This is a genomic window from Curtobacterium sp. MCSS17_015, assembly GCF_003234265.2.
Classification (GTDB): Bacteria; Actinomycetota; Actinomycetes; order Actinomycetales; family Microbacteriaceae; genus Curtobacterium.
Genome location: NZ_CP126256.1, coordinates 1,190,705 through 1,210,335, shown reverse-complemented (window position 1 = coordinate 1,210,335; position 19,631 = coordinate 1,190,705). Strand labels below are relative to the sequence as shown.

The 19,631-nt window shown below is 72.7% G+C and carries 18 protein-coding genes; 11 read left to right on the top strand and 7 right to left on the bottom strand.

Translation table 11 applies throughout. From position 1 onward, the window contains the following. Positions 1 to 56: 56 nt before the first annotated feature. Positions 57 to 3,521 (bottom strand): proline dehydrogenase family protein, encoded by a 3,465-nt coding sequence (locus tag DEJ18_RS05680; RefSeq protein ID WP_111210359.1) that lies wholly within the window; start codon positions 3,519 to 3,521, stop codon positions 57 to 59. Between the two features lie 82 nt (positions 3,522 to 3,603). On the opposite strand from DEJ18_RS05680, the gene DEJ18_RS05675 reads away from it, so the two are divergent. The 3 genes from DEJ18_RS05675 to DEJ18_RS05665 all read left to right on the top strand — a co-directional run bounded on the left by DEJ18_RS05675 (position 3,604) and on the right by DEJ18_RS05665 (position 8,471). Next, complete coding sequence (locus DEJ18_RS05675) at positions 3,604 to 4,506, top strand: LysR substrate-binding domain-containing protein (protein ID WP_111210360.1); 903 nt, start codon at positions 3,604 to 3,606, stop codon at positions 4,504 to 4,506. 165 nt (positions 4,507 to 4,671) lie between these two features. Next, on the top strand, positions 4,672 to 6,492 hold the full coding sequence (locus DEJ18_RS05670) for a putative Ig domain-containing protein (RefSeq protein WP_111210361.1): 1,821 nt from the start codon (positions 4,672 to 4,674) through the stop codon (positions 6,490 to 6,492). A gap of 311 nt (positions 6,493 to 6,803) precedes the next feature. Beyond that, on the top strand, positions 6,804 to 8,471 hold the full coding sequence (locus DEJ18_RS05665) for a putative Ig domain-containing protein (RefSeq protein ID WP_111210362.1): 1,668 nt from the start codon (positions 6,804 to 6,806) through the stop codon (positions 8,469 to 8,471). Positions 8,472 to 8,571: 100 nt separating this feature from the next. Here the strand turns inward: DEJ18_RS05665 and DEJ18_RS05660 are convergent, their stop codons facing one another. Then, positions 8,572 to 9,591 (bottom strand): MBL fold metallo-hydrolase, encoded by a 1,020-nt coding sequence (locus DEJ18_RS05660; RefSeq protein WP_181434175.1) that lies wholly within the window; start codon positions 9,589 to 9,591, stop codon positions 8,572 to 8,574. An 86-nt stretch (positions 9,592 to 9,677) separates the two neighbouring features. On the opposite strand from DEJ18_RS05660, the gene DEJ18_RS05655 reads away from it, so the two are divergent. The 3 genes from DEJ18_RS05655 to DEJ18_RS05645 all read left to right on the top strand — a co-directional run bounded on the left by DEJ18_RS05655 (position 9,678) and on the right by DEJ18_RS05645 (position 11,175). Continuing rightward, complete coding sequence (locus DEJ18_RS05655; protein ID WP_111210364.1) at positions 9,678 to 10,724, top strand: ATP-dependent DNA ligase; 1,047 nt, start codon at positions 9,678 to 9,680, stop codon at positions 10,722 to 10,724. A 143-nt stretch (positions 10,725 to 10,867) separates the two neighbouring features. Then, positions 10,868 to 11,029, top strand: coding sequence for a hypothetical protein (locus DEJ18_RS05650; RefSeq protein ID WP_181431053.1), 162 nt, complete (start codon positions 10,868 to 10,870; stop codon positions 11,027 to 11,029). Then, positions 11,026 to 11,175, top strand: coding sequence for a hypothetical protein (locus DEJ18_RS05645; protein WP_181434176.1), 150 nt, complete (start codon positions 11,026 to 11,028; stop codon positions 11,173 to 11,175). Before DEJ18_RS05650 ends, DEJ18_RS05645 begins: the two co-directional genes overlap by 4 nt. Here DEJ18_RS05645 and ligD read toward each other — a convergent pair. After that, entirely contained in the window at positions 11,172 to 12,191 is a 1,020-nt protein-coding gene (ligD, locus tag DEJ18_RS05640; protein WP_111210365.1) for a non-homologous end-joining DNA ligase, read from the bottom strand. The two genes, DEJ18_RS05645 and ligD, sit on opposite strands and share 4 nt — an antisense overlap. Positions 12,192 to 12,359: 168 nt before the next feature. Here ligD and DEJ18_RS05635 point away from each other — a divergent pair, with 168 nt between their 5' ends. After that, positions 12,360 to 13,559: a glycosyltransferase gene (locus DEJ18_RS05635; RefSeq protein WP_111210366.1), complete on the top strand. Its 1,200-nt coding sequence runs from the start codon at positions 12,360 to 12,362 to the stop codon at positions 13,557 to 13,559. Between the two features lie 7 nt (positions 13,560 to 13,566). Continuing rightward, entirely contained in the window at positions 13,567 to 14,202 is a 636-nt protein-coding gene (locus DEJ18_RS05630; RefSeq protein WP_258376912.1) for a uracil-DNA glycosylase, read from the top strand. 85 nt (positions 14,203 to 14,287) lie between these two features. On the opposite strand, the gene DEJ18_RS05625 is transcribed toward DEJ18_RS05630, so the two are convergent. Then, positions 14,288 to 14,716 carry a DUF6892 domain-containing protein gene (locus DEJ18_RS05625; protein WP_111210367.1) on the bottom strand — a complete coding sequence of 143 codons (429 nt, stop codon included), beginning with the start codon at positions 14,714 to 14,716 and terminating at the stop codon, positions 14,288 to 14,290. A 96-nt stretch (positions 14,717 to 14,812) separates the two neighbouring features. On the opposite strand from DEJ18_RS05625, the gene DEJ18_RS05620 reads away from it, so the two are divergent. Further along, on the top strand, positions 14,813 to 16,267 hold the full coding sequence (locus DEJ18_RS05620; RefSeq protein WP_111080394.1) for an APC family permease: 1,455 nt from the start codon (positions 14,813 to 14,815) through the stop codon (positions 16,265 to 16,267). Positions 16,268 to 16,350: 83 nt separating this feature from the next. On the opposite strand, the gene DEJ18_RS05615 is transcribed toward DEJ18_RS05620, so the two are convergent. Beyond that, on the bottom strand, positions 16,351 to 17,319 hold the full coding sequence (locus DEJ18_RS05615; protein WP_111210368.1) for an ADP-ribosylglycohydrolase family protein: 969 nt from the start codon (positions 17,317 to 17,319) through the stop codon (positions 16,351 to 16,353). Between the two features lie 150 nt (positions 17,320 to 17,469). Here DEJ18_RS05615 and DEJ18_RS05610 point away from each other — a divergent pair, with 150 nt between their 5' ends. Further along, entirely contained in the window at positions 17,470 to 18,090 is a 621-nt protein-coding gene (locus DEJ18_RS05610) for a hypothetical protein (protein ID WP_111210369.1), read from the top strand. A gap of 59 nt (positions 18,091 to 18,149) precedes the next feature. Here the strand turns inward: DEJ18_RS05610 and DEJ18_RS05605 are convergent, their stop codons facing one another. Both DEJ18_RS05605 and DEJ18_RS05600 read right to left on the bottom strand, forming a co-directional pair. Continuing rightward, positions 18,150 to 18,590 carry a hypothetical protein gene (locus DEJ18_RS05605; protein WP_111082710.1) on the bottom strand — a complete coding sequence of 147 codons (441 nt, stop codon included), beginning with the start codon at positions 18,588 to 18,590 and terminating at the stop codon, positions 18,150 to 18,152. A gap of 96 nt (positions 18,591 to 18,686) precedes the next feature. Further along, the gene (locus tag DEJ18_RS05600) at positions 18,687 to 19,076 is read right to left on the bottom strand and encodes a hypothetical protein (RefSeq protein WP_146241543.1); all 390 of its coding nucleotides are present in this window, start codon (positions 19,074 to 19,076) and stop codon (positions 18,687 to 18,689) included. Positions 19,077 to 19,213: 137 nt separating this feature from the next. Here DEJ18_RS05600 and DEJ18_RS05595 point away from each other — a divergent pair, with 137 nt between their 5' ends. Next, positions 19,214 to 19,543 carry a hypothetical protein gene (locus tag DEJ18_RS05595; RefSeq protein ID WP_111082712.1) on the top strand — a complete coding sequence of 110 codons (330 nt, stop codon included), beginning with the start codon at positions 19,214 to 19,216 and terminating at the stop codon, positions 19,541 to 19,543. Positions 19,544 to 19,631 lie beyond the last annotated feature (88 nt).

Below are 19,631 nucleotides of genomic sequence, written 5' to 3'. Positions count from 1 at the left end.
CCACGACGATGCGCGGTGCTGTGTGGCGTTCTGCGGTGTCGAGCCGGCAGCAGCCGTCAGATGAGGTCGTCCGACAGGTGGTTCGGCGTCCCGAAGCGGTGCGCCGTGATGGACACCGCCTGCTCCCGGAGGAACGGCAGCATCTCGATGCGGCCGGCCTCGGTCACGGGCTCCGCGTAGACGGCGACGTCGGGCCGCCCGTCCGTCCCGACGGCGAGCGCGGCAGCGTCCCCGGCGATGACTCGGACGCGCGTGGACGGGCCGGCAGCGATCCGAGCGGCGAACGTCTCGTCCGACTCGGTCTGCCGCACGGACTCGACGACCGGGAGGGCTCGGAGCGCGGTGGCCACCGCGTCCGGGAGCGCGACGGCAGTGGAGACCTCGACGGCGGTGCCCGCACGGAGCGCCGCGGCGACGACCCGCACGAGGTCCTCGGTCGTGCCCTCGGCACCCAGGCGCACGTGCACGCTCGGGAACGGCAGGTACCGGAAGACGTTGCGCTCGGCCGAGAGTGCGGACACGTCAGCCGCGGTCCCGAACTCGGACGTCCACGCGAGCTCGTCGGACGCGATCGCACGGTCGACCGACTCGGACGCCACACCGGTCGCCCGGACGAAGGCCGACACGTCGGACGAGGGCGTCGAGCCCGCAGTGGCGACGGAGGGCGCCCACGAGCCGAGGCCGACCAGGTAGTTCACGCCGCCGGCCTTGGTGCCCGCACCGACCGCCGACTTCTTCCACCCGCCGAAGGGCTGACGGCGGACGATCGCGCCGGTGATGCTGCGGTTCACGTAGAGGTTGCCCGCTTGGATGCGTCGGAGCCACGTCCCGATCTCGCCCGGGTCGAGCGAGTGCAGGCCGGAGGTCAGGCCGTAGTCGACCTCGTTGACGATGTCGATCGCCTCGTCGAGGGTCTCCGCGACCATCACACCGAGGATCGGCCCGAAGTACTCCGTGCGGTGGTACTCCGAGCCGCGCCGGACTCCCTGCCGGACACCGGGGCTCCAGAGCTTCCCGGTCTCGTCGAGCTGCTTCGGCTCGATCGCCCAGGACTCCCCCGCGCCGAGCGTCGTGAGGCCGTCGAGCAGCTTGCCCGACGCCGGTTCGATGATCGGCCCCATCTGCGTCGTCGGGTCGGTCGGGTAGCCGACGGTCAGCGAGGACACCGCGTCGAGCAGCTGGTTCCGGAAGCGCTTGGACTTCGCGACCGAGCCCACCATGACGACGAGCGACGCGGCCGAGCACTTCTGCCCCGCGTGTCCGAAGGCCGAGGCGACGACGTCCTTCACGGCCAGGTCGAGGTCCGCCGACGGGGTGACGATGACGGCGTTCTTGCCGGAGGTCTCGGCGAGCAGGGGCAGGTCCGGACGGAAGGACCGGAACAGCTCGGCCGTCTCGTACGCGCCGGTCAGGATCACGCGGTCGACGAGCGGTGACGCGATGAGGTCCTTGCCGAGCTCCGACTCCTCGACGTCGAGGAACGCCAGGACGTCGGCCGGAGCACCGTGCGCGTCGAGGGCGGTCTCGATCACCGACGCCAGCACGGCGCCGCTGCGGGCGGCCGGCGGCGCGGGCTTCAGCACGACGGCGGACCCGGCGGCGAGGGCGGCCAGCGTCGACCCGGCCGGGATCGCGACGGGGAAGTTCCACGGCGGTGTGACGAGCGTCAGCGCAGCGGGGGTGAACGACGCACCGTCGACGGCGTCGAGCGACGCGGCCAGTTCGCCGTAGAAGTGCGCGAAGTCGATCGCCTCGGACACCTCCGGATCGGCCTGGTCGATGGTCTTGCCGGTCTCCGACGCCATGACCTCGATGAGAGCGGCACGGTTCGCCTCGAGGGCGTCACCGACGGCGTGCAGGACGGCGCCGCGAGCCGCGCCCGACCACGAACCCCAGGTCGTGCCGGCAGCGCGGACGCGCTGCAGGGCGGACTCGAGGGTCGTGGCGGAGGTGATGCGGGCCTCCCGGACGGCGGAGACGCCGAGCGTGGAGGTGGCGATCCGCTCGGTGATGGCGGCGCCCCACTCGCGGACGGCGCCGACGGACGGATCGCTGTCCGGGGTGTTCTCGAAGTGGCCGGGGACCGGACGCTCGACGGCCGCGTAGCGGTCGGCGACGCGGTGCGACGCGGGAGCGTCGAGTCCGCCGGGCAACGCGAGCGGCGCGAGGGAGTCGCGGAAACGTGCCTCTTCGCGGGCGAACAGCGTCGGGGACGAGGCGAGGGAGAACACCGCGGACATGAAGTTGTCCTGCGACGCACCCTCCTCGAGGCGACGGATCAGGTAGGCGATGGCGACGTCGAACTCCCCCGGGTGCACGACCGGCGTGTAGAGGAGCAGCGAGCCGACGGTCTTCTTCACCGCGGCCGCCTGTCCCTGCGCCATGCCGAGGAGCATCTCGAACTCGATGCCGTTCCGGACCCCGCGCTGCCCGGCCAGGAGCCAGGCGTGTGCGACGTCGAACAGGTTGTGCCCGGCGACCCCGACCCGCACGTTCGCGATCCGCTCGGGCGTCAGTGCCCAGTCGAGTACGCGCTTGTAGTTCGTGTCGGAGTCCTGCTTCGTGTGCCAGGTCGCGAGTGGCCACCCGTGCACGGAGGCCTCGACCTGCTCCATCGGCAGGTTCGCGCCCTTGACCAGGCGGACCTTGATGTCAGCGCCTCCGCGGGCACGGCGGGCGGCGGACCACTCCTGCAGGTGCTCCATCGCGGCGAGCGCGTCAGGCAGGTACGCCTGCAGCACGATCCCCGCTTCGAGGTCGGTGAACTGCGGCTCGTCGAGGAGCTTCGTGAAGACCGCGATGGTGAGGTCGAGGTCCTTGTACTCCTCCATGTCGAGGTTGATGAACTTCTTCGGCGTCGCCGCTGCCGCACGCTCGAACAGCGGCCGGAGCTGCCCGACGATGTCCTCGACGGCGTGGTCGAACGCCCACGGCGAGTGCGGGTGCACGGTCGACGAGACCTTGATCGAGACGTAGTCGACGTCACCGCGGCTCAGCAGCGCGTGCGTGCCAGCGAGGCGCCTGGCGGCTTCGCGCTCGCCGAGCACGGCTTCACCGAGCAGGTTCACGTTGAGGCGGATGCCGTCCTGCTTGATCTTCGCGATCGCCGGACCGAGCTTGGCGTCGGTGGCGTCGACGATGAGGTGGCCGACCATGTTCCGGAGGACCCGTCGGGCGACGGGGACGACGACACCCGGGAGGCTCGGTGCCAGTCCGCCGCCGAGGCGCACCAGGCCGCGGAGCGCGGCCGGCAGGAAACCGGGGGCGTCCGGCGCGATGGTGCGAAGTTTGCGTGCGGCGACGCCGAGGTCCTCAGGACGGACGACACCGTCGACGAACCCGACCGCGAACGCGAGGCCCTTGGGGTCGGCCAGCACGCCGGCGAGCTGCTTCGCGGAGCCGTCGACCGGGTACGTCTCGGCCTCGGCGAGCCACTGCCGGACGAGGGCGACGGACTCGTCGGCGAGGTCGTCGGATGCGGGCGAGGTGGCGGCGTCGGTGCGCGGCTGGACGTCGGTCATGGGGACAGTGTGACGGGCGCTCTTTCGGTAGCGGAAGCAACTCTTCCTGATGCATTCCGTTCAGCTCAGCTACGCTTTCGGCATGCTCGACGTCCGTCGCCTGGTGCTCCTGCGCGAGCTGTCGATCCGCGGCACCGTGGCCGCGGTCGGCGAGGCGATGAACTTCACCCCGTCGGCGGTGTCGCAGCAGCTCGCGGTGCTCGAGCGCGAGGCCGGCGTCCAGCTCCTCCGCCGCGCCGGTCGGCGCCTGCAGCTCACTCCGCAGGCCGAGGTACTCGTGGCAGCGGCGAGCGAGGTGCTCGACACGCTGGAGCGCGCACAGGCGTCGGTGGAGTCGACGCTGACGAGCGTGCAGGGGCGGATCCGGGTCGCCGTGTTCCAGTCGGCGGCGCTGGCCCTCATGCCGTCCGCGCTCCGCACGATGGCCCTCGAACACCCGGACGTGCGGGTCGAGATGGTGCAGCGCGAACCGGAGACGGCCCTCAACGAGACCTGGGCCCGGGACTTCGACATGGTGGTCGCCGAGCAGTACCCGGCGCACGCCGCTCCCCGCTTCCCCGGACTGGACCGGCGCGACCTGACCACGGACCCGGTGCGCCTGGCGCTGCCACCGGTGGCGACGGCGCTGTGGCCGGTGACGTCCCTCGACGAGGCGGCGACCCTGCCGTGGGTGATGGAACCGCGCGGTGCCGCCTCCCGGCACTTCGCCGAGCAGACTTGTCGTCGTGCCGGGTTCGAGCCCGACGTCCGGTACGAGACCGCGGACCTGCAGGCGCAGATCCGGCTCATCGAGTCGGGCAACGCCGTGGCGCTCATGCCCGACCTGGTCTGGGCCGGTCGGTCGACGAGCTGCCGACTGCTCGAGTTGCCGGAACCGGGCCGTCGGACGATCTTCACGGCGCAGCGGATCGCGAGTGCGGAGTCCCCCGCGGTGACCGCGTTCCGCGCTGCGCTCGAGCGGGCGGCGAACGCACCGCGAACCTGAGCACACCATGTCGGAAAACCCCCGATCATGACGACTGTCCAGCCGTTTTTTCCGTGACGGATTCGTGACCGGGAACGGCCTTCCCGGGGCGCCTGACGACCCTACGATCAGCTCACGGGCACCACCAGGGCGACCCAACCACACGTTCATCCCAGGGGGGAACACATGCACAAGACCTGCCTGCCGCCGATCCACCGGATCGCGGCCATCGGCTCCGCCGTCGCGATCGTCGCGGCGTCGTCGGCATTCGGCATCGGCGTCACCAGCGCCTCCGCCGACGAGCTCGCACCGACCACCGGCGTCGGCACCTCCACCAGCGTCGACGCACCGACCGCGAGCCCGACCACGGACCCCGCTGCCGACCCGGCCAGCGCCGCCGCCGAGATGCCGGCCGAGCCAGCTCCTGCCGTGACCGCTGCACCGGCGCCGACGACCACGCCGACGGCACCGACGACTCCGGCCGCTGCAGCCCCGGCCGCCCCCGCTGCGGCAACCCCCGCGCCGAGCGACGACGCCGCCGCGACGGCGACTCCCGCCGGGACCGTCACGATCAGCGGCACGACCCGAGCGTGGCGTACCGTCTCGGCGGACACCGCCGGCTGGCCCGCCGGCACGACCTTCACCTACCGGTGGGACTTCCACCACCCGGTCCTCACCAACCGTGACCAGGGCACCGAGCGGACGTACATCGTCGACCCCGAGCAGGCCGACGGCACCTTCACGGTCACCGTCACCGGCACGGCTCCCGGCCTGACGCCCACGTCCGTCACCAGCGCACCGAGCACACCGGTCGTCGTCGAGGACTCGGACCGCCAGTTCATCTACGGTCAACGCGTCATCCCCGTCACGAGCGGGGAGCCGTTCTCCGTGGACCTCGCCCCGGCCGACAACCCGGACCTGTCCTTCTTCGTGAACGGCTCCATCGGCGGAACGGCGGACCCGAGCGTGCTGCCCGAGGGCGTCACCCTGTCGGCGAACGGGGTGATCTCCGGGACGCTCGACTCCTCGACGCCGCTCCGCGACCAGATCTGGGTCCACGTCTCGACGCCGTACCACCCGGGCGGCGGGCTGTCGGAGCGCATCCTGCTCTCGGCCGCGCCCCCGGAGAACACCGGCGGACTGTCCTTCGCGGGCGGGACGACCGAGGACCACGCCGTGCAGCTCCACGCCCAGGCCGGCGAGCCGTTCTCACACACCTTCCGCGCCACGGGCGGCCCCGTCGACGAGCCGGTGCGCTACTCGATCCTGCGGACGGACGGGCAGCCGTTCCCGGCGTCGGACGTCGGCGCCTCCTTCCCCGCGGGCATCACGCTCGACCGGACCACCGGGGTCCTCAGCGGCACGGACGACCAGGCGGCCTTCTACTCCTTCGCCGTGGTCGCGACCTCCGGCGGGCAGACGGCCGTGCAGTACGTCGACCTCCGCACGGCTCCCGCTCCGGCCGTCGGCGCCCTCGTGACGGTGACCCGCCCCGGGGACCGGTGGGAGCAGCGCACCTGGGTCATCCAGCCCGACGGCTCGGTGGAGAGCACCTGGTTCCCGAACGGACCGCAGCACGAGATCGAGCGGGAGGTCGGCGGTCGTCCCACCGCCGCGCAGGGCTCGACGTTGCGGATCGCAGCAGCACCGGTCGACGCCTTCGGCAACATCACCGTCCCGTTGGACGGCGACTGGGACGGCAGGACCCCCGTCACCGTGACGAGTGACGTCGCGACCGACGTGGTTCAGCGGGTCGGGTGGAACGCGGAGATCACCTTCCCCCACGCGTCGACGCACACGTTGACCGTGACGAGCCAGGGCGTCTCGACCACGTTCCCCGTCACGGTGGTCCCGTCCACCCCCACCGGGACGACCGGGACGACCGGGACGACCGGCAGCCTTGCCTTCACCGGCGCCGACACGACCGGCCCGGTCACGTGGGGGCTCGGCCTGCTCGCTTCGGGAGTGGCGCTGCTCACGGTACGGGCGCGCCGCCGGCGGGCCTGACCACCGCACGGGGAGGAGGGGCGTGTCCGTGTGGGCACGCCCCTCCTCCCGTGCGCGGCCGTGGCGCCGACGGGCCCGACCGGGGGAAGACGAGGGGCGCGTCCTGACCGAGCGTGCGGGAACCGGATCGGGCGGTTTGCGGGAAACCGCACGATCCGTGTCGGCGACGCATGCGTACCCCCAACCCGGGGTACTTCTGCTGTTGCGCGTCCCGTTACACCTTCAGAGCCCAATACGCTCCGACCACCCGAGGATTCTCGGCGAACTCTTGTATTCCGGCACCCGGCCGGACTCGACCTGGGGGAAGACCCGTGCACCGCAGCACCTCCTTCGTCCGACGCGCCTGCGCCGTCGGCACCGCAACCGCCCTGATCGGCCTCACGACCGGCCTCGGTGTCATGACCGCCACGACCGCGTCCGCGGCCGAGGCCCCGACGACCGGCTCGTCGGTCGCTGCTCCCGTCCCCCCGGGAGCCGACACGACCGCGCCCGGCGCAGACGCCACCACCCCGGGAGCCGGCGCGACCGCGCCGGCCGAGCCGGGCCTCCCCGCCGACGGCGCGACCAGCGCACCCGGCGGCACCACCCCGATGGCTCCCGTGACCGCCGCACCGGCGCCGTCCGGGTCGACCAGCACGAAGCCGAGCGCCACCAGCCCCGCCGAGGCCGCTCCCGCGGCAGCGGCTGCTGCGACCGTCACGATCTCCGGCACCGCCAAGGTGGGTGAGACGCTCAACGCGAAGCCGAAGGGCTTCACCGACCCGGCCGCCCTCGCGTACCGGTGGTCCGTCGACGGCGTCGTGACCGGCGACCAGGGATCGACCTACGACGTGGTCGCAGCGGACGCCGGCAAGGTCGTCTCGGTGACCGTGCAGAACACCTCGACCGGGCACACCGACGAGACGGCGACCACGAGCAGTGCCGTCGTGCGGCAGGCCCCGGTGTTCGTCGACGCCGCCGGTGCGCCCGTCGTCGGCGGGACCGATGCCGACGAGGACGTCCTGCCCCTCGGGACGACCGCCGGCGAGGCCTTCTCGTACACCTTCCGGACCGTCGGGTTCCCCGCTCCGGAGCTGACGCTCGCGTGGTTCTACGACGGGCTCGAAGCGGACCCCGAGTTCCCGGAGGACACCCCCGAGGGTCAGCTTCCCGAGGGCATCACCTTCGACGCGGAGACCGGCGTCCTGTCCGGGACGGCCGAGTGGGCGTCTTCCTACGACTTCGCCGTCACCGCGTCGAACGGCACCGACTCCGTCACGCAGTACGTCGAGCTGACGGTCGACGCCGCAGCACCGGTCGGTGTCGAGGTGTTCGCCTCCGACCGCGCCGACTACATCGAGTTCATCGAGGACGGTCTGGCGTTCGGCTTCGAGGACGACGCGGCCCGCGAGGGCAGCGTCCGGAGCTGGATCATCGACGCGGACGGTGACATCGACACGCTCGACCTCAACTGGAGCACCGGCCCGGAGGGTGGTGACGTCATGCCCGTCGTCACTCCCGGTGGGCAGCCCACCGTGGCCCAGGGCGGGACCCTCCTGGTGAACGGCGGGGTCGTCGACCGCTTCGGGAACCAGGTGATCGACGAGGAGGGGGACCTCTCCCCGGTCACCGTGACGTCCGACGTCGCGTCGGACGTCGTCACGGTCGACGAGGATTTCGGGGGCTTCACGAACTTCGTGGACGTGACCTTCCCGCACGCGTCGACGCACACCCTGACGGTGGCGTCGGAGCAGTTCGCCACCTCGTTCCCGGTCGAGGTCGTCCCGACCGCCACCGCCCCGGTCGCGACGCCCCCGATCGTCACCCCGCCGACGGCCGCGGCCCCGATCGGCACCGTCCCGGTCCGGTCCGCCTCGCACGGCCGTCTTGCCTACACCGGCTCCGACAGCACCGACGCCCTGCCCTGGGCGCTCGGCATGCTCGCCGCCGGTGCGGCCATGGTGGGCCTGCGCATCGTCCGTCGTCGCGCCCAGCGCTGACCCGGACGGGAGGCTCATCCCGCGGCCCCGTCGATCCCGTCACGGATCGACGGGGCCGTTCCCGTTCGGCAGCGCGATCGGTCGGCTGCCCGCCGGCGGGTCAGACGGGTCGGACCTCGTCGGCGCGACCGAGCAGGTCGACGTGGTACGCGGTCTGCCGCAGAGCGCTGCCGAGCAGGTACCCCGACAGCGCTCCGATCCCGCCCGTGAACGGCACGCGGGACGCCACCTCGAACAGTGTGGGGCGGTCGAGTCGGTCGAGGGCGTCCGCCACGTGCCGGGTGCGTTCGTCCCGGTGCCGCACCAGCTCCCGGCCCCGCGACACGACGTCACGGAAGCGGTACTCGTGCCCCGGGCACACCTCGAACGCGGCGAACCCGGCCAGTGCGGCCAAGGAGTCGAGCGAGTCGCGCAGCGGGTTCGACTCCGTCCGGCCACCGAGTCCGATGCCGGAGTTGATGCGCGGCAGCACGTGGTCGCCCGTGAAGAGCAGCCCGTCCGGCTCGTCCACGAAGCAGACGTGTCCCCCGGTGTGCCCCGGCGTCCACAGTGTGCGGATCGACCGGCCCGGGATCGGCAGCACGTCGCCGTCCGCGAGCAGCAGGTCGGCGACCGGAGCCCCCGTGGCGCCGGAGCCGATGCGCCGACCGGTCCCCCACGCAGCCAGCACCCCGCCGAGCAGGTGCTCGGGCACGCCCCACGTCCGGACGTCCCGCTCGTCCTGCTCGGCGTCGTCACGCTCGTGCTCGAGCGCCCGGACCTCCGCCGCGTGCATCGCGACCGGGGCGCCGGAGACCCGTCGCACGTGGGCGGCAGCACCGAGGTGGTCGGCGTGCAGGTGCGTGACCGCGATCAGGGTGACGTCCTCGACGGCCCGACCGATGGCCCGGAACCCCTCGGACAGCACGTCGAGCGCCCCGTCCCCGCTCCCCCCGGGGTCGATCACCGCGAGCGATCCGTCGGCGCCCTCGACGACGTACGCGAGCGTCGCGTCGGGGACACCGCCGCGGAAGGGGACGGCGACGGTCCAGATGCCGGGCCGGACCTCCTCGACGGGCGGCAGGACACCGGCGGCGAGCGCCTCGGCCTGCACGCTGCTGACGGGCGGCGGGATCGACACGCGACCACCATAACGACCGACGGCGTCCTGGCGGGCCCGGGTCGCGCCTCCAGGCCGGACCCGTCGTCTGCGCGTAGACAGGCCGCATGGAGACCATCGCGCCCATGCTCGCCAAGGCCGTCGCCACCGTGCCCGACCCCGACAGCGTCGCCGGCGGCCTGCGGTACGAGCCGAAGTGGGACGGCTTCCGCGGCATCGTGACGATCGAGGGCGACGAGGTCGAGATCGGCAGCCGCGGGTCGAAGCCGCTGACCCGGTACTTCCCGGAGCTGGTCAAGGCGTTCCGCGACCAGTTCGGCGGTCGCGACCACCCGGTCGTGCTCGACGGTGAGGTGATCGTCCGCTCGGGCGAGCCCGGGCACGAACGGCTGGACTGGGAGGCGTTGTCGCAGCGGATCCACCCGGCGGCGTCCCGGATCGCGAAGCTGTCGGTGGAGACACCCGCGCAGTTCGTCGCGTTCGACGTGCTGCACCTGGACGGCGAGGACCTGACCGGTCGACCGTTCGACGACCGACGGGCGGCGCTCGAGGGACTCGGCGACGGTCTGACGGCTCCCCTGTTCGTGACCCGGACGACGCTCGACGTGGAGACCGCCCGCCGGTGGTTGACGACCTTCGAGGGGGCGGGACTGGACGGGGTGGTGGCGAAGCCGCGGCGTCGTCCCTACGAGCCGGCCAAGCGGACGATGCTCAAGGTGAAGCACCACCGCGAGGCCGACGTGGTGGCGGTCGGGTACCGGGTCCACAAGAGCGGGACCGGCGTCGGGTCGCTGTTGCTCGGCCTGTACGACGAGGACGGCGAGCTGCGGATGGTCGGCGGCGTGTCCGCGTTCTCCGACAAGCGCCGTCGCGAGCTGGTCGACGAGTTGGAGCCGCTCGTCGAGCGGGACGCGGACGGGAGGCCCGTCACCGGCGACGGGGAACGGTCGCGGTTCTCGTCCGGCCGCGACACGTCCTTCGTCCGGTTGGCACCGGAGCGCGTGCTGGAGGTCCGGTACGACCAGATGGAGGGCGACCGGTTCCGGCACACGGTGCAGTTCTCGCGATGGCGGCCGGACCGCGAGGCGCGCTCGTGCGGGTTCGACCAGCTGGAGGTCCCGGCGGCGTACGACCTCAGCGACGTCCTGTCCTGACAGGGCAGCAACGGGCGAGCAGTTGTCCGATTGGCGCTTCGGTCCCATCAGTAGTTAGCCGAACTAGTGAAACTGTGGAAGCATTCGAGATACCAGGGGAACGGTGGCCCGCCACCGTCTCGACACCACGGATCGGAGTGGACATGAGCAACGAGATCCTCGTACGCCGAGCACAGCGCAGCCCTCTCAGCGAGGTCCGCGAGGCGCGTCACCAGCGTGCCCTCCAGACCAGCGCGGTCGTCAGCGGCATCGCCGGCGTCACCGCCGCAGCGCTCGCCTTCGTCACGGTCGGGCTCGGCGCATGATCGTCCTCGACGGCGTCACGCAGGGCAACCGCCGCACCTGGTCGCGCCTCACCCGACTGCACACCGCCACGGTCGGCCTGCCGCTGCAGACCTCCCGCGTCGAGGACGACGGGGCCCGTCGCGAGGACGCTTCCTCGTTCGTCTAGGCCTTCCTGGCTCGGGACGGCTGCACGCGGGGCGGCTCGCCGGGCATCTTCGGGAAGTCCGGCGGGAACGGCAGTTCGCCGAGACCGTCCTCCAGGTCCCGTCGCCACCACTCGAGCAGGGGGTCGATGCTCCGCGGCGCAGCGGACATCGCCTCCCACGGGTCGCCGACCGTGGCGAGCCGCTCGGGCACGGTCCGGATCGTGAACGCGGTCGGGTCGGCTGCGTCCAGCTCGTCCCAGGCGAGCGGGGTCGACACCGCGGCGTGCGGCAGTGCGCGCGGACTGTACGCGCCGGCCATCGTCCGGTCGCGGTTCGCCTGGTTGAAGTCGACGAAGACGCGCTGGCCGCGCTCCTCCTTCCACCACGCCGTCGTCACCTGCTCGGGCATCCGTCGCTCGAGTTCGCGTGCCGCCGCGATCACCGCGTGCCGGACGTCGAGGAACTCGTACGCGGGCTCGATCGGTGTGAACACGTGCAGGCCACGGTTGCCGCTCGTCTTCACCCATGCCTCCAGACCGACCTCGGCCAGGACCTTCCGCAACTCGTGCGCGGCGGGGACGGCGTCGTGGAAGTCGGTACCGGGCTGCGGGTCCAGGTCGATGCGGAGCTGGTCCGGGTGGTCGCTGTCCTCGGCTCGGGACGCCCACGGGTGGAAGACGACGGTGTTCATCTGCGCCGCCCAGACCGCGACGGCCGGCTCATCGACCACGAGTTGCGGGTGACTCCGGGCGCTCGGGTAGGTCACCGTCACGGCGCGGACGTAGTCGGGGGCGCCCTTCGGCGGGTTCTTCGAGAAGAACTGCTCGCCGTCGACGCCGTCCGGGAACCGCTGCAGCGAGATCGGCCGGTCGCCGTTCGCCCGGACGAAGGGCTCGCCCACGTCGACGAGGTACTGCGCCAGGTCGAGCTTGGTGATGCCGAGGTCCGGCCAGAGCACGCGGGACGGACTGGAGATCCGGACCTCCCGGTCGCCAGCGGGTCCGGGCACGGTCAGCGTCGTCGCCGGTGTCGCCATGCTGCGGAACCTACTCCCTCGGCGCGGGTGCAGGTGCTCGGGACCGGTCCGGGCCTCCCGTCCGACCCGGTGGACGACGTGGGCCGGCAGCCCGCCGTCGTCGCTCCTGTGCGCCGGGAGCAGCGTCCCGCGGCCTGGCCGCGGCCACCCGCTCGCTAGGCTGGTCCGGTGAGCACGACGACCGAACCGCTGCGCATCGGGCTGGTCTCGCTGCACACCTCCCCCGGTGACGAACCGGGTTCCGGCGAGGTGGGCGGCATGAACGTCGTCGTGCGGCACCAGGCCGAGGCCCTCGCCGACCGGGGCCACCAGGTCGACATCATCACCCGCCGGTCGGCTCCGACGCAGCCCGACTCCGTGGCCCTCGTCCCCGGGGTCTGCCTGCGGTTCCTCTCCGCCGGCCCTGCCGAACCGGTCCCGAAGGGCGAGCACGACGGCTTCATCGAACCATTCCGACAGGGACTCGCCGCCCTCGGACCGTTCGACGTGTTCCACTCGCACCACTGGTTCTCCGGCGCAGCCGCACTGCCCGTAGCCCGTGATCGCGGCGTGCCGCACGTGCAGTCCTTCCACTCGATCGCCGCCGACGCCGCGACGCCCCTGTCGGAGGGCGAGCGACCGGAGTCGGCCGGGCGGATGGCCGCCGAGCAGCAGCTCGCCCGCGACTCCGACGCGATCGTCGTCGTGAGCGAGGCCGAGGCCGAGACCGTCCGCGCCCGGCTCGGCGGCGACCCGTCGCGCGTCTGGATCGTCCCGCCGGGGGTGGACGGGTCGGTGTTCCGACCCGCCGGCCTCGGTGCCCGCCGCGCGGCCGCCCCGTACGTCGTCGCCGCCGCACGCGTGCAACCGCTCAAGGGCCTGGACCTCGCGATCGAGGCCGTCGCCGGCATCGACCGGGAGGCCCGTCCCACCCTCGTCATCGCCGGGGATGCCTCGAGCGAGGCGGGCGACCACGTGGCCGAACTGCGTCGGCTCGCCAAGTCGCGGGGCATCGCCGACCGTGTCACCTTCATCGGGCCGCAGTCGCGCGCCGACCTGGCGTTCCTGTTCCGCGGGGCGGCAGCCGTGCTGGTGCCGTCGCACTCCGAGACCTACGGCCTGGTGGCGCTCGAGGGTTCCGCGTCCGGTGTGCCCGTCGTGGCAGCCGCTGCCGGCGGCCTCCGCGAAGCCGTCGTCGACGGGGAGACCGGTGTCGTCCTCGAGTCCCGCGACCCCGCTGTCTGGGCCTCGGAGATCCAGCGCATCCTGACCGAGCCGGAGTACGCCGCCGCGCTGGCCTCCGCCGGTCGCGAGCACGCGGAGCGCCTGAGCTGGGAACGGTCGGCCGCCGGGCTCGAGCGCGTGTACCTGCGGGTCCTCGGACGCTGAGGGCGACGTGACGCTCGACACCGCACCGGTCGACCTGGCCGCGTTCTGGGCGGCGCTCGACGCCGTCCCGGCAGCGGCGGACGCCGAGCGCTTGTTCGACGTCGACGGCGTCGGCGGGGCGGGGACCCTCCGGCGCGCGAACCTCGACCGCTACCTGCAGCGGTCCGGGCCGGGCGCCGACACGATCCTGGTCGCGGAGGCTTCCGGCTGGCGCGGCATGACGAACACCGGCGTGCCCTTCACGAGCATGCGGGAGCTGCAGGACCCGGACGGGCTCTTCGCCGACGTCCCCCTCACCGTCCCCGACGCCCCGACCGCGCCGTGGGAGGCGTCCTCCCGGGTGGTGCACGCCGCCCTCCGCGGATGGCACGGCCCACTCCCGGTGCTGTGGGCGGTGTTCCCGCACCACCCCTTCGTCGCCCCGGACCGGCTGACGAACCGGACGCCGCGGCCGGCCGAGGTGCGGGACGGCGCTCCCGTCGCACTCGCCCTGGCCGAGGCCGTCGGAGCGCGTCGGTTCGTCGCGGTGGGGCGGAAGGCACAGGGCGCCCTGGCGGCAGCGGGCATCGACGCGATCGCCGTGCGGCACCCCGCTCAGGGAGGCGCGGCGCAGTTCACCGCGCAGCTCGCCGAACTACGCTGACGCGTGGTGTGCGGCCGGGCGGTGTTCGACCGGTCGGTGCGCGGTCAGGCGTCGCAGGCGGGCGGTGCCCCACGGTGCGTCGGCGTCAGGCCGAGCGGACCTCGACGCCCTTCGCGGTGAGCGCCTCGGACACGTGCGCCGGCAACGGCGCTGCCGCGTACACGACCCGGAGGGCCGGCAGGTCGACGAGGTCGTCCCAGTTCTGCGGGTCGTAGCGGTCGTCGGACCCGTCCCACCCGGGGTGCAGGTCCTGCAGGATCTCCAGGTCCGAGTCGACGGTGAGCTCCGTCACCAGGTCGAGCTGCGACGGCAGGAGGTCGAGCTCGTCGTAGTACTCCCGCGCCCGGTCGTCCTGCCCGTCGACGTCCTCCTCCGCGACGACGTCCTCGTCGTCGTCCCCGTCGTAGGGCTCGATGACGTCGAGGTCGTAGCAAAGCACGTCGAGCACGAGCAGCTTCGCGTTGAAGTCCGCGAACTCGATGGGTTCTTCGGTGGTCGTCGACTCCTCGTCCATGCAGGGCAGCGTATCGACGGACCGCTGCACGTGCCCGGGCCGGCGGATTTCCCTGTGGGACTGGACAGGGAGCGGTCAGCAGGACCAGGGTGAGGCATGGCGACCACCACGAAGACCGAGCACGACCCGGGGCAGCAGACCGAGCTCCGTCGCGTCATCGGTCCGAAACTCCTGCTGCTGTTCATCGTCGGCGACATCCTCGGAACGGGGGTGTACGCGCTCACCGGGCAGGTGGCGGCGGAGGTCGGCGGTGCTGCGTGGCTGCCGTTCCTCATCGCCTTCTCGGTGGCGCTGCTCACGGTGTTCTCGTACCTGGAGCTCGTGACGAAGTACCCGCAGACGGCCGGTGCCGCCCTCTACGTGCACAAGGCGTTCGGCATCCACTTCGTCACGTTCATCGTCACCTTCATCGTGATGTGCTCGGGGATCACGTCGGCGTCGACGGCGTCGCGGGCGTTCGCGGCGAACCTCGGCGTCGGCTTCGGGCTCGAGCTGCCGAACACCGTGGTGATGCTCATCGCGATGGGGTTCATGCTCGCGGTGATGGCGGTGAACTTCCGCGGGGTCAGCGAGAGCGTGAAGACCAACGTCGTGCTCACCCTCGTCGAGCTCTCGGGTCTCGTGCTCGTCATCCTGGTGGGCTTCGCCGCCATCGCCGGGGGCAACGCGGACTTCTCGCGGGTGGTGATGTTCGAGACCCCGGAGGACAAGAGCCTGCTGCTCAGCGTCTCGACGGCGACGTCGCTGGCGTTCTTCGCGATGGTCGGGTTCGAGGACTCGGTGAACATGGCGGAGGAGACGAAGGACCCGTCGCGGATCTTCCCCCGCGTGATGCTGACCGGCCTCGGCATCACCGCCGTCATCTACGTCCTCGTGTCGATCTGTGCCGTCGCCGTGGTCCCGATCGGCCAGCTCGCGGGCAACGAGACCCCGCTGGTGACCGTCGTGCAGACCGCGGCGCCGGACTTCCCGATCGGTGCGGTCCTGCCGTTCATCTCGATGTTCGCGGTCGCGAACACCGCGCTCATCAACATGATGATGGCGTCCCGGTTGCTGTACGGCATGAGCAAGCAGGGCGTGCTGCCGGGCTTCCTCGGACGGGTCTCCCCCACGCGTCGGACCCCGTCGACCGCGATCGTCTTCACGACCCTCATCTCCCTGGTGCTCATCGGCTGGGTGTCGCTCGACCCGGAGTCGCCGATCGTGGTGATCCTGGGCGGGACGACCTCGCTGCTGCTGCTGGCCGTGTTCGCGGTCGTCAACACCTCGGTGCTCGTGCTGCGACGGGACAAGGTCGGGCACAAGCACTTCAGGGCGGGCGTCGTCCTCCCCGTCATCGGGGTGGTGGCGTGCCTGTGGCTGGTGCTGCCGTTCTCGTCGGGCCGCGCCGGTGAGCAGTACCAGATCGCCGGGGCGCTGCTCGCGCTCGGCGTCGTGCTGTGGCTCGTGACCTGGTTCACGCACGGCCGCAAGGTCGCGGACAAGGCGCCGACCGGCCTCGTCACGGAGCCGACCGCCGTACAGCGCGACCGCAGCGACGACCACCGCTGACCCGGACCCGTGCGCCGGGCTCAGCCCGGCGCACCGACGGCACCGACGACCCCGGTGGCCCGCCCGACTCAGGCCCACCCGGCTCAGGCCCGGCGGGCCGGCAGCCCGAGCGGGCCCGGGGTCCGCTCGATCGCCCGGACGGCCAGCGCCCGGACCCAGTCGAGCCGCTTGCCCGGCCACCCGTGCACGAGCACGGTCCAGTGCTCGGGCAGCGCCGACGCCCCGGCGAGCGCTCCGGCCAGTCCGCCGGTGATCGCGGCGACGGTGTCGGTGTCCCCACCCCCGCGGACGGCCCGCTCGAGGGTGTCGACGACGCCGTCCCCGTGCGTGATCGCCGCGACGGCGCCCTGCAGCGACGCGACGACCCAGCCGTTCCGTCCGGTGTGGTCCGCCGGCGTCGAGGCCTCGGCCTCCGCGATCCGGTCGAGCCACAGGGTGCGGCGTTCCCGCGGCAGCAGCGGCACCCCTCGGCGGACGTCGAGCCGCCCGCGGCGGATTGCGTGCCGGATCGCCACCGTCCAGAGCACGCAGGCGTCGCCGGCGTCGTCCTCGTGGTGCGTGAGGTCGCTCACCCGCCGGGCGGCGACGGCGAGGGAGCGCTTCGTGCCGTCGCCGAGGAACCCGAGCACGAGTGGCGTCGTCCGCATGAGCGAGCCGTTCCCCGCCGACTGTCCGCGCTGGTCGTGCACGGCCCGAGCGGCGGTCTTCGCGGCGTCCTCGGTGTTCGCGGTCATCCGGCCGAGGACGGCACGGGTCTGCGCGCCGACGTCGGGAGCGTCCTGCGCCCAGTCCGACCACGCGGCCAGGAGCCGTCCGTGGGTCCGGGTCTCGTTCCACCGAGCGCCGTTCGCGACCGCTTCGAGGACCGGGATCGCCATGCTGGTGTCGTCGGTCCACTCCCCCGGCCCCCAACCGAACGGCCCGCCGCCGCGCATCTCGACCGGGTGGTCGGCCGCCAGTGGCGGACCGAACTCGTACGGGGCTCCGAGCGCGTCCCCGCACGCACTCGCCAACACGGCGCCGAGCGCCCGGTCCTGCATCGCTGTGTCCATCGTTCCCTCCGCGCCCCACGGTAGTGCCGCGAACCGGGGGCATGTCGGCACGCCCGCCGTCCAGCAGGAGCGCTTAGCCTCGTGGTACCGGAGGGTGCCCGATCCGTCCGGTCCCGTTCCGACCCGCCCACCCTGACGGAGGACCCGCCCATGCGCCGTGCCGGCATCGCACTCGCATCGGTGTTCGGCGTGGGCGTCGTCGCTGCCGTCATCGGGGTGATCGTCCTCGTCGTCATCGCGGTGAACTCGCTGTCCGGGGTCCTGTCGTCGTCGGCGACCCCGCAGGCGCTGACCTGCCCGGCCGCTCCCGCCCGGACGGTGGGCGGTCTCGTGGTGCCGGCCGGCCCGGTCGCCGGCTTCTGCCAGGACCGCCTGGTGAACGCCGCCGAGGTCATCCGCGCCGCCCGTGCCCTCGGCATCGGCCCGCACACGCAGGCGGTCGGGGTCATGACCGCCATCGGGGAGTCCGGTCTCGTCAACCTCGACCACGGCGACGCCGTCGGACCGGACAGCCGCGGGCTGTTCCAGCAGCGCGACAACGGCGCCTGGGGCACGTACGAGCAGCGGATGGACCCGTACACGGCGGCGTCGATGTTCTACGCCAAGCTCGTCAAGGTGCCCGGGTGGAAGACCATGACGCCGACGCAGATGGCACACGCGGTGCAGGTGAACGCCGATCCGGACCACTACGCGAAGTACTGGCCGACGGCGAAGCGCGTGGTCGAGGGCCTGACCGGCGAGACCGTACCGGACGTGGCACCGCAGGGGTAGCAGCACGCCACGGCTGCGAGGGGCCCGCTGGCCGCCGTGGGCAGCCCCCGGCGCCGCGGTCACGCCACCGCCGCGGTGACGGGTTCGTCGTCGTCGAGTTCGATCATCGACGCGCCGTCGTCGTGCACGACGACCTGACCGCGCAGCCGGACGCCGTGCTCGTCGAGGCTGCACGCCATCGCGTCGACCCACTCCCAGTCGACGGGGAACAACCCCGTGGCGCCCGGCCGTTCCCAGGCGATGACGACCTGGGCGGCGCCGACCTGCGCGACGACGTCCTCGATCAGGGCGCCGAAGTCGGCGACCCGGTCGTCGGGCTCGTAGGGCAGGTCCGCGACGGGCATCACCAGGTGGACGGGGACGCCCCGCTCGCTGAGGAACAACACCCAGCACTGTCGTCGGACAGGGGTCTCGAGGAGGGCGACGACGAGGTCGACCACGTCGTCGTCGGTACGGACTGCGGTTCGCTCGAGTCGTTCGAGCACGTCGGTGTCTGGCATGCCCTCAGCGTCACCGCTCGAGGCCGGACCAGGCCTCCTCGGCGATCGACCTGTGGACGACCACGCCCGTCGGAGCAGCTGTGCAGGACTGTCGGCTCAGATCCCGATCGTGACCGTGCCGCCCACGACGAGCCGCGCCACCAGGAACACGACGACGAGCACCCCGAGTCCGAGCAGCGCCACCGGCCACGCGATCCGCCGCCGGACCAGGCGGCGCACGCAGCAGAGGACCGTCGCGAGGAACACCAGCGCGACGAGCACCGGCGCGAGCGTCACGACCGTCCCGCCGAGCCCCTCGTCGCACCGGTTGCCGGGGGCCTCGCACGAGCCGAACCCGAGTGCGAGCAGCGAGATCCCCCACCCGGCGGTCACCGCGGCGAGCGCGTCGACCACCAGCAGGACGACGGAGGCGACCACGTCGGCGGCGCGGCGGGCCCCGCGCGGGCCGGTCCGGGCCTCCCGGCCGTCACCGTCGGCGGGCGTCATCGACGGCCACGCGTCCGGCGGCTCGACCACAGGGCGGCCGCGAGCACGAGGACAGGACGCAGGAGCACCCGAGCGGAGGAACGCATGGGTCCATCGTGCCTCGTCGCCGCCGCGCCGGTTGCCGCTACGGTCGGGGCATGGCCCGTGCGCGCGACCACGAACCCCCGGCAGCTCCTGCCACCGCAGCCGTGCTGCTCGGCGGGTTCGCGTTCCTGCAGGGGCTGATCCTGCCCGCCGAGGGTGTCGGCCGGCACCTGGCGATCGGGTTCCTGTTCGGCGGACTCGGCCTGTTGTCGGCGTGGCGGGCGATCAGGATCGGCCGTCGCCGACGTGCCGCTCGCCGGTGGGCGTGGTTCGCGGCCGCGCTGGGGATGCTCGGGGTCGGGATGCTCGCCTACCAGGGGCTCGTCATCCTGACGGGCGGAGCGCTGCCGCCGCCGTTCTGGTGGCCCTACGCGCGACGGTGAGGGACGGGCAGCCGTCCGGCCGTGCTCGGCCACCGACCGGACGGGAGGCCCGACCCGCCTCCGGTGCGGCGGGTGCCGATCCGCCGTG

Coding starts and splice junctions, on each gene's coding strand:
- DEJ18_RS05645 (WP_181434176.1), top strand. CDS start 11,026: ATGATCGTCCTCGACGGCGTCACGCAGGGCAACCGCCGCACCTGGTCG.
- DEJ18_RS05680 (WP_111210359.1), bottom strand. CDS start 3,521: ATGACCGACGTCCAGCCGCGCACCGACGCCGCCACCTCGCCCGCATCC.
- DEJ18_RS05595 (WP_111082712.1), top strand. CDS start 19,214: ATGGCCCGTGCGCGCGACCACGAACCCCCGGCAGCTCCTGCCACCGCA.
- DEJ18_RS05655 (WP_111210364.1), top strand. CDS start 9,678: ATGGAGACCATCGCGCCCATGCTCGCCAAGGCCGTCGCCACCGTGCCC.
- DEJ18_RS05675 (WP_111210360.1), top strand. CDS start 3,604: ATGCTCGACGTCCGTCGCCTGGTGCTCCTGCGCGAGCTGTCGATCCGC.
- DEJ18_RS05600 (WP_146241543.1), bottom strand. CDS start 19,076: ATGACGCCCGCCGACGGTGACGGCCGGGAGGCCCGGACCGGCCCGCGC.
- DEJ18_RS05605 (WP_111082710.1), bottom strand. CDS start 18,590: ATGCCAGACACCGACGTGCTCGAACGACTCGAGCGAACCGCAGTCCGT.
- DEJ18_RS05615 (WP_111210368.1), bottom strand. CDS start 17,319: ATGGACACAGCGATGCAGGACCGGGCGCTCGGCGCCGTGTTGGCGAGT.
- DEJ18_RS05670 (WP_111210361.1), top strand. CDS start 4,672: ATGCACAAGACCTGCCTGCCGCCGATCCACCGGATCGCGGCCATCGGC.
- ligD (WP_111210365.1), bottom strand. CDS start 12,191: ATGGCGACACCGGCGACGACGCTGACCGTGCCCGGACCCGCTGGCGAC.
- DEJ18_RS05625 (WP_111210367.1), bottom strand. CDS start 14,716: ATGGACGAGGAGTCGACGACCACCGAAGAACCCATCGAGTTCGCGGAC.
- DEJ18_RS05650 (WP_181431053.1), top strand. CDS start 10,868: ATGAGCAACGAGATCCTCGTACGCCGAGCACAGCGCAGCCCTCTCAGC.
- DEJ18_RS05610 (WP_111210369.1), top strand. CDS start 17,470: ATGCGCCGTGCCGGCATCGCACTCGCATCGGTGTTCGGCGTGGGCGTC.
- DEJ18_RS05620 (WP_111080394.1), top strand. CDS start 14,813: ATGGCGACCACCACGAAGACCGAGCACGACCCGGGGCAGCAGACCGAG.